15 protein-coding genes and 1 tRNA gene are annotated in these 16,336 nt (G+C 40.0%); 2 read left to right on the forward strand and 14 right to left on the reverse strand.

The window, feature by feature from the left end:
• The first annotated feature begins 76 nt into the window (after window positions 1–76).
• Complete coding sequence (locus BLP58_RS12270) at window positions 77–265, forward strand: hypothetical protein (RefSeq protein WP_074484239.1); 189 nt, start codon at window positions 77–79, stop codon at window positions 263–265.
• A gap of 38 nt (window positions 266–303) precedes the next feature.
• Here the strand turns inward: BLP58_RS12270 and BLP58_RS03045 are convergent.
• From BLP58_RS03045 to BLP58_RS03060, 4 genes are all read right to left on the reverse strand, one after another.
• Window positions 304–376 (reverse strand) — tRNA-Arg (locus tag BLP58_RS03045).
• 51 nt (window positions 377–427) lie between these two features.
• The gene (locus BLP58_RS03050; protein WP_013854509.1) at window positions 428–1,756 is read right to left on the reverse strand and encodes a PTS sugar transporter subunit IIC; all 1,329 of its coding nucleotides are present in this window, start codon (window positions 1,754–1,756) and stop codon (window positions 428–430) included.
• Complete coding sequence (locus BLP58_RS03055) at window positions 1,753–2,976, reverse strand: DEAD/DEAH box helicase (protein ID WP_013854510.1); 1,224 nt, start codon at window positions 2,974–2,976, stop codon at window positions 1,753–1,755. Before BLP58_RS03055 ends, BLP58_RS03050 begins: the two co-directional genes overlap by 4 nt.
• Window positions 2,976–3,695, reverse strand: coding sequence for a GH25 family lysozyme (locus tag BLP58_RS03060; RefSeq protein WP_013854511.1), 720 nt, complete (start codon window positions 3,693–3,695; stop codon window positions 2,976–2,978). Before BLP58_RS03060 ends, BLP58_RS03055 begins: the two co-directional genes overlap by 1 nt.
• Window positions 3,696–3,800: 105 nt before the next feature.
• Between BLP58_RS03060 and BLP58_RS03065 the strand changes: the two genes are divergently transcribed.
• On the forward strand, window positions 3,801–5,111 hold the full coding sequence (locus tag BLP58_RS03065; RefSeq protein ID WP_013854512.1) for an APC family permease: 1,311 nt from the start codon (window positions 3,801–3,803) through the stop codon (window positions 5,109–5,111).
• 19 nt (window positions 5,112–5,130) lie between these two features.
• On the opposite strand, the gene hpt is transcribed toward BLP58_RS03065, so the two are convergent.
• From hpt to BLP58_RS03115, 10 genes are all read right to left on the reverse strand, one after another.
• The gene (hpt, locus tag BLP58_RS03070) at window positions 5,131–5,700 is read right to left on the reverse strand and encodes a hypoxanthine phosphoribosyltransferase (protein ID WP_013854513.1); all 570 of its coding nucleotides are present in this window, start codon (window positions 5,698–5,700) and stop codon (window positions 5,131–5,133) included.
• 92 nt (window positions 5,701–5,792) lie between these two features.
• On the reverse strand, window positions 5,793–7,157 hold the full coding sequence (locus tag BLP58_RS03075; protein ID WP_013854514.1) for a hemolysin family protein: 1,365 nt from the start codon (window positions 7,155–7,157) through the stop codon (window positions 5,793–5,795).
• Between the two features lie 89 nt (window positions 7,158–7,246).
• Window positions 7,247–7,903, reverse strand: a complete 657-nt coding sequence (locus BLP58_RS03080) for a nitroreductase (protein WP_013854515.1) — start codon at window positions 7,901–7,903, stop codon at window positions 7,247–7,249.
• Window positions 7,904–7,959: 56 nt separating this feature from the next.
• Entirely contained in the window at window positions 7,960–8,241 is a 282-nt protein-coding gene (locus tag BLP58_RS03085) for a hypothetical protein (protein WP_013854516.1), read from the reverse strand.
• Window positions 8,242–8,369: 128 nt separating this feature from the next.
• Window positions 8,370–8,855 carry a PTS sugar transporter subunit IIA gene (locus BLP58_RS03090; RefSeq protein WP_013854517.1) on the reverse strand — a complete coding sequence of 162 codons (486 nt, stop codon included), beginning with the start codon at window positions 8,853–8,855 and terminating at the stop codon, window positions 8,370–8,372.
• A 20-nt stretch (window positions 8,856–8,875) separates the two neighbouring features.
• The gene (locus BLP58_RS03095) at window positions 8,876–9,373 is read right to left on the reverse strand and encodes a hypothetical protein (RefSeq protein WP_013854518.1); all 498 of its coding nucleotides are present in this window, start codon (window positions 9,371–9,373) and stop codon (window positions 8,876–8,878) included.
• Window positions 9,360–10,169, reverse strand: a complete 810-nt coding sequence (locus tag BLP58_RS03100) for a MurR/RpiR family transcriptional regulator (RefSeq protein ID WP_025084091.1) — start codon at window positions 10,167–10,169, stop codon at window positions 9,360–9,362. The genes BLP58_RS03095 and BLP58_RS03100 overlap by 14 nt, the downstream gene beginning before the upstream one ends.
• Before the next feature lie 78 nt (window positions 10,170–10,247).
• Window positions 10,248–12,128: a PTS sugar transporter subunit IIBC gene (locus BLP58_RS03105; RefSeq protein ID WP_056956864.1), complete on the reverse strand. Its 1,881-nt coding sequence runs from the start codon at window positions 12,126–12,128 to the stop codon at window positions 10,248–10,250.
• Between the two features lie 506 nt (window positions 12,129–12,634).
• Window positions 12,635–13,483 (reverse strand): patatin-like phospholipase family protein, encoded by an 849-nt coding sequence (locus tag BLP58_RS03110; RefSeq protein ID WP_013854520.1) that lies wholly within the window; start codon window positions 13,481–13,483, stop codon window positions 12,635–12,637.
• Between the two features lie 204 nt (window positions 13,484–13,687).
• Window positions 13,688–16,087 (reverse strand): phosphoketolase family protein, encoded by a 2,400-nt coding sequence (locus BLP58_RS03115; protein WP_025084090.1) that lies wholly within the window; start codon window positions 16,085–16,087, stop codon window positions 13,688–13,690.
• Window positions 16,088–16,336 lie beyond the last annotated feature (249 nt).

Genomic DNA, 16,336 nt, shown 5'->3' on the forward strand with positions numbered 1-16,336 from the left:
CGCCAATTTCTTACTATCATGCATCCTGTTAATATGCTTTAATAAAAGATGTATCAAAAGAAAGTTGGATATATTTATGAATTCTAGTTTAATTTTTTTACTCACAACAGCTCTGTTTATCATTATTGGCTGTTTTTGCTTAGTGTTTGGTCTGGATAAAGCCAAACCACCTAAAACAAGAAAATACTTGTTGTATACCGCATTGATCTGCGTCTTTCTTGTCTGGGGATTAATCACATATATTATGCTTAACCCTTTAGGTTAACAAAAAGTCATCTGGAAGTACCCAGATGACTTTTTCTATGACCCCGGTGAGATTCGAACTCACCTCTACGGTTTAGGAGACCATTGTTCTATCCAGATGAACTACGGGGTCAAACCTAAGATTAACTTTACCAAAAAATAGCAAAATAGTTAATCTTTTTTTCTAAAATTGTGTACTAAAAAATGTTTTTGGATTATTCGTATCCGCAATTTTATCCGCTGCAATAACAAATGGTGACCAAATTGCCAAGGCGATCAGCATATCAACAATACTCAAAATAATGGCTCGCCAATCATAATTGCAAGCTAAAAATGGCCCGATAATTGGTGGCATGATGCTTGGCACCGCTACCTGGACGGGATTCACCAGCCCCATTACGCTGATCCAATAAGAAAAAGCCACATTAACTACCGGCGTTAGTAAAAATGGAATCAAATAAACCGGATTGAGCACTACTGGCAAGCCTAATAAAATCGGTTCCCCAATATTAAAGATGCCCGGTGCTAAGGAGATTTTAGCAATTGTGCGGTAGTCTGTTCGCTTAGAAAAGATTAAAATCGCCACAATCAGCATTAATGTGCCTCCAGCTCCGCCAAACCAGGCAAAGACATCAAAGGAGCCACGCACCCACAAGTAAGGTGGGACATGACCATTACAAATCGCCGTAATATTGCCGTTTTGTGCAGTTAGCCAGATTGAATCAAAAATCGGCGACAATACTCCTAAACCATTAATTCCAAAGAACCAAAAGACCTGTACTAGCAAAGTAACCAATAGGACGGTCCCAAAACCTTGGCCCCATTTTACCAAAGGTTCTTGGATACTGGTTAATAACCAATTGCCAAAATATTTACCCTTCATTACCTGGAACAAATAATTAATTCCGCCGATGCTAAAAATTGCAATCATTGCCGGAATCATTGAATCAAAGGCCGCTTGCTCTGCATGAGGCAAATTAGCCTTCATCTGGATCATAATTCGACCTTTATAGCAGGCTAGATAAATTGCAAAACCAATCGAACCAAATAAAATAGCCGTAAACAAACCAGTTGTCGAAAACTGACTAATATCAAAGGCATTTTTTACCGCGATGTTGTCACCATGAAACTTAATTTGAGCTACATTTGCGATACTTAAGGCAAATGAAGACAGCGACACAATCGCTGCAGCTAAGCGGTTGCCCTCAAATGCTTTAGCTAGTTGATAGCCTAAAGCTAAAGCAAAGAAGAATGCATAGAGCGAAAAAGTTCCGCGCCAAACTAAATTACTGATGGAAACTAGGGGCTGCATTAGATAAGCGAATGTCTCCCAGCCTAGATGATCCCGAGCGGCGATAACCAGACTCTTGATTAAAACCGCTAAAGATCCAGCAATCGTAATCGGCATTAAGGAAATGAAGGCATCCCTAAGAGCCACCAACCATCTAATCTGACCCAACCTGCTAGCCAACGGCAAAACATAATCTTCCAGCCATCTAACTAATCGATTCATTTCTTCCCTTTCAAATAATGAGGATGATATCCCTTATTTTTATTATGCTTCTTGCGCTTCTTCTTTTTCTTAAGTACAGCTTTTTCAATTTGCTGTTCTACATGCTTAGCCTTCTTCTTAGGCCGGTCAGTAGTCAAATGATAACCTGCAAAATAAACCCGCTTAATTTCAACTTCATCAGCCATTAATTTCTTCAAATCACGAAAATCATGGTCATCACCTAAGGTAACTACATAGCCTTCAGCATTCATTCGACCGGTTCTACCTGCTCGATGCAAATAAGTATTAGACTCACTAGGAATGTCAAAATTAATGACATAAGTTACGCCCGGGATATCTAAACCGCGGGCAGCTAAGTCCGTTGCCAAAAGCAGCTTAGCCTTGCCCGTTGCTAAATCATGCAAGGCTTTTTCACGCCGTTCTTTGCCAAATTCATTCGCCAATAATTCAAATCTAGTCTTAGTATGACCAAAAATCCCAGCAAAGCGCATCATCGTTTTATTAGAATCAAAAAATAAAATGCCCTTGAAGTGATCCAGCTTAGTCATTCGCTGTAAGAATTCAATCTTATGTTGATTATCAACCTGTAAGAAATAATGCTTCGTGGTCGATTTTTGCTCCTGGCGCACATCGATTAATAAAAAATTGCGCGCAAAAATCTCTTCACAGTTCTTAGTAATTTCAGAATCAGTCGCTCCAAAGAGCAGAATCTGGCTATCTGGATCTAAATTCTGACCTAATGCGGATAAAAGTTCTAACTTGGCAAACTCTAAAATATCATCTGCTTCATCAATAATTAAACTCTTGATCTGACTAGTCTTAATCCGGTTAGCTGAGAAAAAGTCGAAAAATCTTCCTGGTGTAGCAACCACTACTTCGGGATGCTTTTTCTTCAACTTATCTTCTTGACGCTTCCGGTTGCCGGCACCAACTAGACTAACTCCAGTTAAGCCAAGTGCGTGCAAATAAGGATTGATCGCGTGACGAATCTGCACTGCCAATTCCGTAGTTGGTGCTAAAATAACTACGCTGTTAGCCTTGCCTTTTAGCGTCCGCTCTAATACCGGAATAGCATAGGCCAGCGTCTTGCCTGTCCCTGTTTTGGCTAAGCCGACTACACTTGCGCCATTTCTGATTGCTTCATAGCTAGCTTTTTGAATTAAAGTAGGCTGATCTTTATGCTCTTTTTGTAAAACTTGTTTAACTTCTGCTTGATACATTATTGTGTTAACTGTCCATATCTCTCTTTATATTGACTAACGGTTCCGTTATACGCGTACATGGTAATGTCTTTTTCTAAACCGGCAACATTCTTCACGCGTCCATTAGTGGTATAACGCCAGAATGAATACTTCAGCTTGCTAGGTGCCTTGCTAGGTGCCTTGCTATCTTCTGACATTAACATCGTTTGATTATCGAAGTAACGCCGATAACGTTGATCTACCTCGACCATGACCTTCTTATTGCGCTGCTGCAGCATCCCCACAAATTTGCTCATTGACTTGAGATATTTACTCGAGCGACTGTTTACTGCTGGAACAACCAAAATTGGCAGACTACCTGTATTATCACCAACTTGTTTAAAGAAATAGCGATAATGCTGCAGAGGCGTTGATTCATTGCTATAAGAAATGATGCTGCCGAAGGCCAACTTGGTTCCCAGAATCTGATCACGGTAGGATAAATAATTCTCATCAAAATATGATCGTCCTTGCGTTGCTTTCAAATAGACAAAGGAGATGCCATTAGCCTGCAATTTATGCAAATCTACATAATCAATCTCTTGATTAAGCTGAATACCAATAGCACTAGTATTGGCATCCGGAGGCAAAGTGGTTTGCCTCTTAAAATTAAAAAAGCCAATTAAAAGAAACGCAATTGCCAAAATAAGCAAAGTAATAATTGTTGGCAAAGTATACTTATGATGATATCTTTTCATGGCCTTTCCCCCTGCCAATATTTTAACCAAATTTTACCTTATTATCCAACTCTAAAAAATAAATGTGCTAAAATAACTTAAATATATTATTTGAAGGTGAAGCATGTGAAACGACAAATCTCTTTTGGTCAGGCATTAGCTACCGTGGTAGGCTCCGTAATCGGTGCCGGAGTTTTCTTTAAGATCGGTACGATTACCGCACAGACTGGCAGCAGCTCAATGACTCTATTTGTCTGGATTTTAGCCGGACTAATTTCAATCGCGTCTGGCTTAACAATTTCGGAAATTGCGGCAAGCTTAAAAATCAATGGCGCAATTAAATACTTAGATTATACTTATGGCCGCGTCTGGGGCTTTCTCTTTGGTTGGGCGCAGATGATTGTGTACTTTCCCGCGCAGATTGGCGCACTAAGTTCTATTTTTGGCGTTCAGTTTGTTTCCTTATTTGGGCTAAAAAATCAGTACGCAAATTTAATTGCAATTGGTTTAGTGATTTTCTTGCTAGGAATCAACTTAATTGGAACTAAATTTTCTAGCAAAATGCAATCAGTCATTACAATCTTGAAGATTATTCCTATTGCCTTAATTATTGTCTGGGGCCTCTTTAATCAAAATAAAATTAGTGCACCAATTATTCCCTTAACTGTCGGTGCAGGTAAGGCTTTTCCTACTGCAATTAGTCAGGGACTTCTATCAGCCTTGTTTGCCTTTGAAGGCTGGATCGTAGTCACTAATCTAGCTAATGAGGTTAAAAATCCTGAAAAGGATTTGTCTCGGCCCATCATTTTTGGCTTATCGGCAATCACGCTAATCTATGTTTTGATCAACTATACTTTTTTGACCGTGTTGCCAATCCATGAATTAGCCAACAATAATAATGCGGCCTTTGAAGCATCAATGAAGCTATTCGGTCAGATGGGCGGAAAAATTATCACGATTGGAATTCTAATCTCCGTATACGGCGCGGTTAATGCCTTCATGCTCACGGGAATGCGTACGCCTTATATTCTAGCGCAGGACAATCTCCTTCCTTTCTCTAGCAAAATCGGTAAGGCCAATATTCATACCGGCGTTCCAGTCATCGGCGCCCTGATCGTTGATGCTATCGCCATTATCATGATCCTACTCAGCAACTTCACCGTCTTAACCGACATGCTGGTTTTCGTAATGTGGACCTTCAACACCATGCTTTCAGTGGCAGTAGTCATTTTAAGAAAACGTGAGCTTGAATTAAAGCGTCCGTTCAAGGTACCCTGGTATCCACTTATTCCTATCATTTCAATCCTAGGTGGTATTTTTATTGTCGTTTCTACGATTATCAATCAATTCATTTTATCCACAATTGGGATTATCTTAACCCTATTAGGATTGCCAATTTATTATTATATGCAAAAGAGAAATAAGGATGGACATTAATTTAATCCACCCTTATTTTTTACTTGTTAACATACTTTTGAATAACTTCTGGTTTCAATACTCCAACATAAGGAATATTGCGGTACATATTCAAAAAGTCAAGGCCATAGCCAACCACGAACTCATTGCCTACCTTAGAGCCGTAGTAATCAACATCAACGTCAACATTTCTGCGTGCTTCCTTGTTCAACATTGCGCAACACTTAACGCTCTTAGCGCCACGGCCCTTAATTAAGTCCTTCATGAACTTCAGGGTTAAGCCAGTGTCAACGATATCTTCTACGATCAATACGTCACGATCCTTAACATCAGCAGCCAAATCGGTTACCACCTTGATTTTGCCCGTTGATTCAAAGCCATCACCATAACTGGAAACATCTAAGAAGTCTAATTGATGTGCCACATCCATCTGTCTAGTCAAATCAGTCAAAAAGTAAATTGCACCCTTCAACGCACCCACAACTAAGGGCTTCTTACCTGCATAATCCTCAGTCAGTTGCTTGCCTAAACGCACGCACATCTCATGAATGTCATCTTCAGAAAATAACTTATGATCAATAATATCGTTAATATTGTCGCCTTTAACCATTATTTACCCTTCTATTCATTGTCTTCAATTATTAATAAAAAAATTATAACATCTTTAAACAAAAAAAGCGTCAAAATTGACGCTTCTTCATGTTAATTCTGTTTTTTGCTCTTGATTTGTTCAGCTTTTTTGCTTTTTACCGTTACCGGCTCAACAATGAACCAACGCATGAAACCTTGTTCAATGCTGTCTAGCGTAAACTTATAGCCTTCTAAAGTAATAGATTCATTCTTCTTCAAGTTCGGATAATGTTCCATCATGTAGCCACCAATAGTAATAATATCGCTATCTTGGAAGGCCTTCAAATCAGTATGGAAGTAGCGTTCAAAGTCATACAAAGTCGTCTTGCCTGAAACGCGCACATTACCATCCTTATCCTTGATAATGTAATCATCAGAGACATCGTCGATTTCATCCTTAACAGAACCAAAGAGTTCTTCATAGATATCCTTATCCGTTACAATGCCACTAGTGCCGCCATATTCATCCACAACTAAGACAATTGGCGTGTGCTTAAAAATCATCAAGTGTAAAATATCTTGAATTGGCATTGACTCTGGCACGGTAATGATCGTTCTGATAATTCTCGTAACTGGAATGCTGCTGTCAACTTGATTCTGTTGGACAATATCATAGGAATAAATGTAACCTACAACATCATCCTTATCATTATCACGTACAACTGGAAAGCGACTGAAGCCTTCTTCTAGATACTTCTTTAAAGCATAATCAACCGTATCGGTTGAATCAAGTACTGACAACCTCGTCCGGTCAGTCATAATATCCTTGGCAACCTTGTCATTTAATTCGAAAGCACGTTCCATGTAAGTTAAATCTTCCTTATCCAGGGAACCACCATGAACGGCATTACGAGATAGCTTAATAATTTCAGATTGAGAATAGACCTCATTTTCTTCATCAGCTGGAGCAAAACCCATCAGCTTCAAAATGCCATTGGAACTAGAATTAAGCAGCCAAACGAAAGGATAAACAATCGTGTGAAAGACATGCAGCGGTGTTACAATTCCCATCATCATCGCAACTGGCTTGTCAATCGCAATATTCTTAGGCACAACTTCAGTCAACACTACTTCTAAATAAGTTAACAAAATCACACCCAAAATAGCACTAACTGACTTAATGAGTGACTCATTCATTGGCATTAAATGAAAAGCATCTTCCAAAATCGCAGCGAAGGTATCAGCCGAGAACCAACCTAAGACTACTCCGACCAGAGTAGTACCTACCTGTGTAGTCGACAGATACTCATTCAGATTATGCGTCATATGCAATGCACGCTTTAACTTCTTCTTATTGCCTTGACCCTTAGCCAGCATATCTTCAAGCTGACTTGGTCTAGTCTGAACTAAAGCGAACTCAGCTGCGACGAAAAAGGCCGCAACGACAAATATTAATAAAGTTGTAGCTAAATTAGTTGTTATTTGAGCTGGACTCAAAGTTTACCACCTTTTTACAAATTATTTACTAAAACCTATTCTACCATTTATTAATTGAAATAGTTCAGTTTAGCACAAGTGATGGTAATTTATTTAGTTACTTTGTAAATTTTATCAAATGGTACTCGTTTAGGAATATAAACTGGATCATTTACTTCGGCATTTTTATCAATGTAGCCTAAAGCAATAGCCATCCCTACAGATTCATCTTCAGGGATGCGAGCATATTTTCTAACTAGATCTGGATAAGAAACCATTGAGTGGGCCGGCATGATCCCTAATCCGCGGTTAACAGCTAAGAGCATAATGCTTTGAGCAAAAATTCCTAAGTCAAAGACAGACCAAGCTGGTGACTTCTTTGGTACTGTCAAAAATACAATCGCTGGTGCGTTGAACATCGTCTTATTAGCTTCAGCGAACAGATTCAGTTTATTTCTGAAGAAGAAACTCTGCGAAGCACCCATTGTTGCCATATTGCTGCTTGGGAAGGTATCCCAATCCAGCGATAACATGGAAGCAAAATCTTCATGTGGCTTAATGCCTTGGTCCACATTATTAGCAGAAGCCTGCTTGAATTGCTCCAAAGCATCCCCCATTAATACGTAAGCCCGCCAAGGCTGAGAATTAAGCAGTGATGGTGATTGTTGCGCCTTTTTAATAATTTCTGCAATTGTCTTTTCAGGAATCTTTCTATTATTGAACTTACGTGTTACATGTTCGCCTTCATAAACTTCTTTAAAATTCATCTTTTAATCAACCCCTATAAAATTAATCTCGTATTTAATTATAAGCAAAAAACTAATTAAAAAGCAGAAGTTTGCTTTTTCTTTTCCGCTTCTTTTTTACGCTCTTCATCTTGTTTTTTAATAATTGCGTTCATTGCTAAGTCATTTTTTCTCATTGCAATAAAAGCCGTAATGGTTAAAGTCAACCCACCAATACAAATTAAGAGCATCCCGATCGAGAATAAAAAGACAGCGCCCTTAGGAATAAATGATGCTTTAATTACCCAACAGGCAATTCCCACTAGCATAAAAGCAAGTCCAACAACCACTGCTTTTGTATTTGGCCGATATTTTTTCATGCTATGTCCTCTTTCCTTTTTTACCTCTTTTATTTTAACAAAAAAGCTTAGCTTCACCTAAGAAGCTAAGCTCAAAACCATAATTTAACTTGTCTATCAGATTTCTTAATTGAGAGAGGGGAAAACGACTAGTTCAATTCTACAGTTTGTACCTTTTGGGAATGTTGCACAGTGCCCTTTTCAATCGGTGTAACCGACTTTACTAGGTCCATGTTGGTATAAACGACGATACAACTATCATCATAGCCTTTATCTGTAATCATTTGGAAATCCATGGTTCCTAAAGGTTGGCCCTTTTCAACTTTATCGCCTTGGCTAACAGCAACTGTAAACGGAGCACCTTTTAATTCAACAGTATCAAGACCTAAGTGGATTAAGATCTCTAATCCCTTATCAGTCTTAATGCCAATAGCGTGCTTAGTTGGAAAGAGCGTAGAAATCGTGCCGCTGACAGGAGCATAGATGTTCTTGTCACTTGGCTTAATAGCATAACCATCACCTAACATCTTCGTTGAGAAGACATCATCTTTAACATCAGTGATTGGCATAATGTTGCCATCAACCACTGCATCAACTTCCATACCTTTATTCTTTTTCTTGAAAAAATTAAACATAATCTATAACCTCTGGATTTCTAAAATTCAAGTAGCAATATCAACATAAAGCAACCTAATAATAACACAGCTGCTGCAATCGAAGCAGCCATCATAATTGGGTTAACGCTAGCTTGCGTCTTAGGCAAAGCTTTAGCGCGATACACTCCCAAGATAGCTAAAACAACACATAGCAGATTACCCACAAGCATCTGGCCCAACATCTGACTGACCATTACGAAGCGGTAAGTCTGTCGGTTAATTAATACTTTCTGCTTGTTCAGTAATAAGTAGTAGCCCAGGACGAAGTCCACAATGGCAATAATCGTGGCGATTGCGACTGCTGGCTGCTTCATGATAATCATTCTTAACGTCTGACCTGAAGCCGCACTCCGCATTGCAATCAATGCCCAGAACAATATTGGGGCAATGAATAGTATGTAGGAATACCAAGTAAGAATCTTCTTAGTATCCAAATGCATGCTTTGGGTCATTCGGCCGATAAAGTTTGCAACTTTTTGCTTACTAATTGCCCACATTAATCTCAACATCCTCTCCTTGGCTCTGTTGCCAAGCTACATATTCACTAATTAATAAATCAATCAAATAATATGCTGGCGTAAAGGCTACCTTGCCGCTCTTATAGTCAGCGTCATCAGTAAAGGCGATCGTTGGAAAATAGATATTGTGCTGCACCAAAGAAGCTAACTTATTCTGCTTCATGTTGGTAAACGATACACATCTGAACTTGTCATTAACTAGTTCCAGCTTAGTAATTTCTTCATTGATCGTCTTATTATTCCCGGTAAAGGAGATGATGAACAAGACATCGCCCTTTTTAGCAAAGCGGCTAGCCGCCTTCAATTCGTCTAAAGCTGATGGCAAAACCGTCGCATGCTTACCCACTACAAATAATTCATGAGCTAAATATTGCGCGATCAGTTCTTGCTGCCAGTCAGTCGAATAAATGTAGACCGTACCTGCATTCTCAAGCTCACGATATAAACTATTGAAATCGCGTTGCTTAAAATACTTCAATACATCATCATTTACTCTACTTAATTCTCTAGCGAAATTATTTTCGATCTTAATTGGCTTTTGTCTTGATTGTGCTAGTTCAATCAAATCAAATTTTAGTTCACTATAGCCGCTAAGCCCTAACTTCTTACATAACCGAAAGATTGCTGATTCGGAAACGTAGAGCTTTTTAGCTAGCTTAGCTAGGCTTAATCTGCTACAGTCTTTCGGATTATTTAAAACAAACTGAACTATCTGTTTTTCAGAATCATTTAGTTTATTACTATTGTCATAAACCATTGATCTTAAATCTGCCATAACACCTGTACCCTTATCAATATATAATCTATATATTAATAATACCACAAGCGCTTTCAATTATAGCAATTGTTTCATTTATAGCAATTGTTTCATTTGATCAACGACTTGATCGGCATCCAATCCGACAACGATGTCAACTTCGTTGTTATCTCTATGTTGAACTTCATAAGAATCTGCAATCTTCTTGAATTCTGCATCAGGAGCTACCTTCTTGGTGTCAAAGACATGTGCTCTTACTCTAGTTGAGCAAGCAACTAAGTCCTTAATGTTTTCACCACCACCAAGCAAGTCAACGATACCAGTGGCTCTTTCAATATATGGATTATCTTGTTCAGTTGTCACTTTAGCCGTGTTGCCACTTTCTTGCATCAATTGATTCATTTCATCAAGAACTTGTGGTACGTCAAGACCAACGATAACTTGTAAGGCCTTGCCGTGGTGAACCACGTTAACAGCCTTATTAGCCTTAAATTGTGAGTCTGGAGCAACCTTATCTGGATCGGCAACAGATACACGTAATCTAGTAGCACATGAACTTAATTCAGTAATGTTTTCAGCACCACCTAACAAGTCAAGGTAAGCTGTAGCTCTAGCAATGTAAGGATCATTAGCATCCTTGCCAGCAGCCTTAGCAGTCATCTTTTGCTTATATTCCTTCTTGTTGATTAATTTAACATCTTGGTCATCAGCTTCACGACCTGGAGTAATGTAATTAAACTTCTCGATCATAATCTTGAAGACGAAGTAGGTAATAATCCCGAAGATAATACCAACGATGAATTGCATGACATAGATGTGCCAGTGATTTTGCCATAACGGCAGCCAGTTCATAGAGGCGATACCAATCGCACCATCCGACATGAACCCTCTTAAACCAAATGCCCACATTACGGTGTTCATTGTGGCTGACAATACTGAGTAAACTACCCAAAGAACTGGTGCAGCGAACAAATAAGTAAAGTCAATAGGTTCAGTAATACCTGCTAAAACAGAAGTTAAAGCAGCTGGAATAAGTAAAGCAGAAGTTTGCTTCTTCTTGTTCTTCTTGGCTGTTGCGTAGAAGGCAAGACAGATAAATGGTACCAAGAAGACCTTTTCGTTACCGTAAAGCTGAAAGCCTTCAACGGAAGCGATTTGTGATAATGGCTTGGTGCTTGCTGCGTATTCTGCTAAGTGCTTTAACCAGTATGGTTGAAGTCCGCCTTCAACAACAGCTGGACCGAACTGGAATGGAATGTATACCAAGTGGTGCAAACCAGTAGGAATCAATACACGGTTTAAGAATTGGTAAATCCAAATACCGATGAAACCACTGTCAACGATGAAGTGTTGCATGCTGGTGATACCCATCTGAACTTTTGGCCAGCCCCAGCAAGTAATTAATGCTAAAGGAATCATTACGAAGAATGAAATAGCATAAACATAAGTTGAGCCTTGGAAAGTACCTAACCAGTCAGGCAACTTCTTGTCGAAGTACTTATTGTGGAGCCATGCAACGATCAAGGCAACAACCAAGGCACCTAAGATACTAGTGTCAAGGGTCTTGATACCAGCAATGTTAGTTAAACCATGGTTAGTAGCGTTAGCTACGATTTGAACCTTGGCGAAGTTTGGCAAACCGAATGCTGCACCCCAGTGGGTAAGCATTGCACCGATAAAGTAGTTGTAAGTCAAGTAAGCAATTACTGACTCCATGGCAGCTCTACCTCTAGCCTTATTAGCTAAACCAATTGGCAAACCTACCGTGAATAAAATACCTTCCTGGTTGAAGACTGTCCAACCACCGGCTGAAATTGTGTCCCAAACTGAGTTCCATGTTGTTCCTGGATTGGCAATTGAGCCAAACAATGTTGGGTTATTGAACAAACCCCCGAGGGCTACGACAATACCCGCAAACGAGAACAGCATGACTGGGACGAACATTGCGGCCCCAAACCGCTGAATCTTTTGCATCATAATCTTTTACCTCTGAAGAAAAAATTAACTAAATAACTTATTCTTACATCTACACCTATTTTTATTTCCTCAAATTAGCTAGTTGCAAGGTGCTCGGACAACTGGCAGCTATTTATGATCAACTCATAAATATTACTCCTCGAACTAATTGGTTAAGATAGAAAATCTAAACGATCAACTTTAAATTTATTTCTACCTCAGTAGCTAGCTTACATTTTTATTTATACCATAGTTTCAAACTAATGTAAGCGCTTTTAAAAAAGCTGAATGCACTTTCATAGTATTTAATTAATTTTTCAAAAGGTGAAATATATTTCAGGCAATTAAATTACTCTTAATTAGTTATTTTAGTTAATTCAAGTCCTTTAATGGCCTATGTTTAAGAAAAAGGTTTACATACAAATAACAGTTGTCAAATTATATGCTAGCCATTATAGCTATTTATACATATAAAATTACTGGCAAAATATTTCATTTCATGAAATAAAGATTTTAAGAAGTATTTTTCACTTATTCAAATAAGCAACCAAATTGGGCAAAGCCTTTTCTGCTTCACGATACCCTACTTGATACACCCGTTTAAGTTCATCCTTATCGTCTTCCAGCGTACCAATATTTAACGCAAAAGGTGGCCGAATTACAAAAGTTTCTCCATCATCTTCATCTTTTTCAATATCGTCCAAGACAGCATTATAGTCCTCTGCTCTAGTCGCCAGCTTTTTCAAAACCGCCGGATATTGATGCAACAATGCTTTTTTCAGCGGAAATATCAGGCTCTGCTTCTTACGATATTCTCTTGGCTGAGTGGTAATCACAATCTTTTTATCAAAATTATTTTTCTGTAAAAAATCATACGGAATCGAATCCGACACGCCGCCATCAAAATAATAATGCCCGCCAATTGCTACGGGGTGAGCGAAAAACGGAATCGACGATGATGCTCGAATCCATTCCAAATCAAGGTAGCCAGCGTCTCGCAACTGATGATAAACCGGCTCACCTGTCGTCGCATCGGTTGCTACGCACCAAAAGTTCATCGGATTAGCCTGAAACGTCTTTTTGTCAAACACATCTAACTTGTCAGGCAACACATGGTAACAAAAATTAGCCGCATACAAATTGCCTGATCTGCGCCAAGATTTCCAGCTGGCATAATAAGGCTTGCCGGCAAAACGCAAATTATAGCGCAATACCCGACCAATCTGCCGCGACTTCAGATTCACGCCAAAAGCCGCACCTGCTGAAACGCCAACCGCACTATCAAAGCTAATATTATTCTCCATTAACACGTCGAGCACGCCCGCGGTGAAAAGTCCGCGCATCGCCCCGCCTTCTAAGACTAAACCAGACTTCATTTTTCCTCCTTAACCAAAAAAGACCTATGCTGCAAACATAGGTCTAATTTATGCTAATCCATAAGAAAACGCAAGAGCATTAAGTTTCAGTGCTCTTGCGTTCTTTAATAGATAAGTAGTAGTTATAAGTTTATGAATTAGCATTTTTTAATTATAATTTAAGGAAATACTTTAATATTCAAATCAAATCGAGGAGGGCAGAATCTACTTCAAGCCTTTCCATTGCCATTCGGTAACTTCTGGCATGTCCTTGCCGTTATCACGGATGTAGCGGTGGTGCTTTGCAAGCAAGCTGTCCATCTTATTGATGAAGTCGGCGTGCTTGCCCTTGAGCTTATCAACGTTTTCAACAGCGTCCTTAGCCAAGTCGTAACGGTCAAGGTGGTTCAAGACACGCATGTCAAATGGGGTAGTAATATCACCATTTTCTTGGTAGCAGTGAATATGAACGTTGTGACGGTTGCGAGCGAACCAAATGGATTCCATCATGGTCTTGAAGCCGTGCCATGCAAAGATGGTTGGCACGTCCTTTGGGAACAAGCGGTCAAATTCTTCATCAGAAATGGCATTTTTGTTGTCCTTAGGGCTCATTAACTTCATGACATCAATGACATTGATGTAGCGAATCTTCAAGTCTGGGAATTGGTCATGCAAGATGTCAATCGCTGCCAAAGTTTCCATGGTTGGCTCAGTTTCAGTTGAAGCAAAGACAACGTCTGGCTTAGCGCCCTTGTCGGTTGAAGCCCAGTCAACGTAGCCCAAGCCGTGGTTAACCAGCTTCTCAGCTTCTTCAATGGTGAACCATTGCGGACGAGGCTGCTTGGAAGTTACCAAGATGTTGATGCATTCGCGTTCTTGCAAGGCCTTGTCGCCAACTGCCAAAAGCGTATTGGTATCAGATGGCAAGTATTCGTGTACCAAGTCTGGACGGTCCTTTTCGAACATGTGGGTCAAGATGCCTGGATCTTGGTGAGTGTAGCCGTTGTGGTCTTGTTGGAAGACAGTTGAAGTAGCTACGAAGTTCAAAGCTGGGTAATCATGACGCCAGTATTGTTCCTTAGCCTTACGCAGCCACTTCATGTGCTGAGTAAGCATGGAGTCAACGACACGACCGAAGGCTTCGTAAGTTGCGAAGAAGCCGTGACGACCAGTCAAAACGTAGCCTTCAAGGAAGCCTTCGTCTTGGTGCTCTGACAATTGCGAGTCAATTACACGACCGCTTGGAGCCAAGTTTTCATCATTTGGTTCATGAATTTCACGTTCCCATTGACGCTTGTCGTCATCAAGGAGCTTGAACAAACGGTTGGACTTGGATTCATCTGGACCAAAGCCACGGAATGAATCTGGGTTGAGCTTGGCAACTTCGTCCAAGTACTTAGCCCATTCAACCATGTCTTGAGCTTCTACAGAGCCTGGCTTCTTAATCTTCAAAGCAAAGTCGCGATAGTCTGGCAAGTTCAAGCGCTTAGGATCAATACCACCATTAGTGATTGGGTTCATGGCCATTCTTTGGTCGCCCTTGACCGTGTTTTCCTTAACGATAGCAGTTGGAGCACCGTTTTCGTCAAACAATTCTTCAGGCTTGTAGCTTTCTAGCCAGTCGGTAAGCATGTCGGCATGCTTCATATCGCCTTGAGCAACTGGAATTGGAATCTGGTGAGCTCTGAAGGAGTTTTCGATTGGGTTGCCGTCCAGATCCTTCTTAGGACCAGTCCAGCCCTTAGGGCATTGGAAGAGGATGACTGGCCAGTGGGCAAAGGTAGAGTCATTGTTTTCGCGAGCATGCTTTTGAATGCCCTTGATTTCTTCAATGACTTCATCCATGGTCTTAGCCATTTCTTCATGAACTTCCATTGGGTCCTTTTCGCCGTCAAAACGGCCGCCTTTGAAGACTGAAACAATGTGTGGGTCCCAGCCCATGCCGCGGAAGTATTCGGTTAATTCTTCATCGCTCATTCTAGCCAAGATAGTTGGGTTGGAAATCTTGAAACCGTTGATTTGAACGATTGGCAAAACCGCACCATCCTTGATTGGATTGATGAAACGGTTACTGAACCAGCTACCAGCTAATGGACCGGTTTCGCTTTCGCCATCACCAATTTCAACTGCAGCGATGACATCTGGGTTATCCAAAATAGCACCGGTACCGTGTGAAAGGGAGTAGCCCAATTCCCCACCTTCATGGATTGAGCCTGGGGTTTCAGGAGCAGCGTGTGAAGCAGTGCCGCCTGGGAAACTAAAGTGCTTGAACAATTTAGCCATGCCCTTCACGTCTTGGGTGATTTCTGGGTAGCGTTCAGTGTATGAGCCGTCAAGGTATGAGTTGGATACCATTACTTGACCACCGTGACCGGAGCCTTCGATGTAGAACATGTTCAAGTTGTACTTCTTAATAACCCGGTTTAAGTGAGCATAGACGAAGTTCTGCGGTGCAATCGTGCCCCAGTGACCGATTGGCTTAGGCTTAACGTCTTCAGCGACCAGCTTTTCTCTTAAAAGTGGATTCTTCATCAAAAACAATTGACCAACTGACAAGTAGTTGGCAGCACGCCAATAGGCGTCAACACTCTTCAGGTAGTCCTTAGAATCGTAATCAACCATTATTTTTCTCCTTATAAATCATGAGATATTTGTTTTCTTATTTCGTTTACATATTTATCATACCAATTTTTGAGTAAATGTCAACCATTATTTTAATTGGATCCTACCAACTTTAAATAAGTGTATTAAAATTGGTCATTAGTCCAAAAACCTTGCACCAATACCATTCTCCATCTTTAATATAAGTGTTTGAATGAACAAATACTGACAAGTACTGATTAATAAATATCAAATACTGATTAAGTAATTACA

The sequence above is a fragment of the Lactobacillus kefiranofaciens genome, assembly GCF_900103655.1.
Lineage (GTDB): Bacteria > Bacillota > Bacilli > Lactobacillales > Lactobacillaceae > Lactobacillus > Lactobacillus kefiranofaciens.

Excerpts from the sequence above, each read along its gene's own strand:
- BLP58_RS12270 (WP_074484239.1), top strand. The coding sequence starts at position 77 with ATGAATTCTAGTTTAATTTTTTTACTCACAACAGCTCTGTTTATCATT.
- BLP58_RS03050 (WP_013854509.1), bottom strand. The coding sequence starts at position 1,756 with ATGAATCGATTAGTTAGATGGCTGGAAGATTATGTTTTGCCGTTGGCT.
- BLP58_RS03055 (WP_013854510.1), bottom strand. The coding sequence starts at position 2,976 with ATGTATCAAGCAGAAGTTAAACAAGTTTTACAAAAAGAGCATAAAGAT.
- BLP58_RS03060 (WP_013854511.1), bottom strand. The coding sequence starts at position 3,695 with ATGAAAAGATATCATCATAAGTATACTTTGCCAACAATTATTACTTTG.
- hpt (WP_013854513.1), bottom strand. The coding sequence starts at position 5,700 with ATGGTTAAAGGCGACAATATTAACGATATTATTGATCATAAGTTATTT.
- BLP58_RS03080 (WP_013854515.1), bottom strand. The coding sequence starts at position 7,903 with ATGAATTTTAAAGAAGTTTATGAAGGCGAACATGTAACACGTAAGTTC.
- BLP58_RS03085 (WP_013854516.1), bottom strand. The coding sequence starts at position 8,241 with ATGAAAAAATATCGGCCAAATACAAAAGCAGTGGTTGTTGGACTTGCT.
- BLP58_RS03090 (WP_013854517.1), bottom strand. The coding sequence starts at position 8,855 with ATGTTTAATTTTTTCAAGAAAAAGAATAAAGGTATGGAAGTTGATGCA.
- BLP58_RS03095 (WP_013854518.1), bottom strand. The coding sequence starts at position 9,373 with ATGTGGGCAATTAGTAAGCAAAAAGTTGCAAACTTTATCGGCCGAATG.
- BLP58_RS03100 (WP_025084091.1), bottom strand. The coding sequence starts at position 10,169 with ATGGCAGATTTAAGATCAATGGTTTATGACAATAGTAATAAACTAAAT.
- BLP58_RS03105 (WP_056956864.1), bottom strand. The coding sequence starts at position 12,128 with ATGATGCAAAAGATTCAGCGGTTTGGGGCCGCAATGTTCGTCCCAGTC.
- BLP58_RS03110 (WP_013854520.1), bottom strand. The coding sequence starts at position 13,483 with ATGAAGTCTGGTTTAGTCTTAGAAGGCGGGGCGATGCGCGGACTTTTC.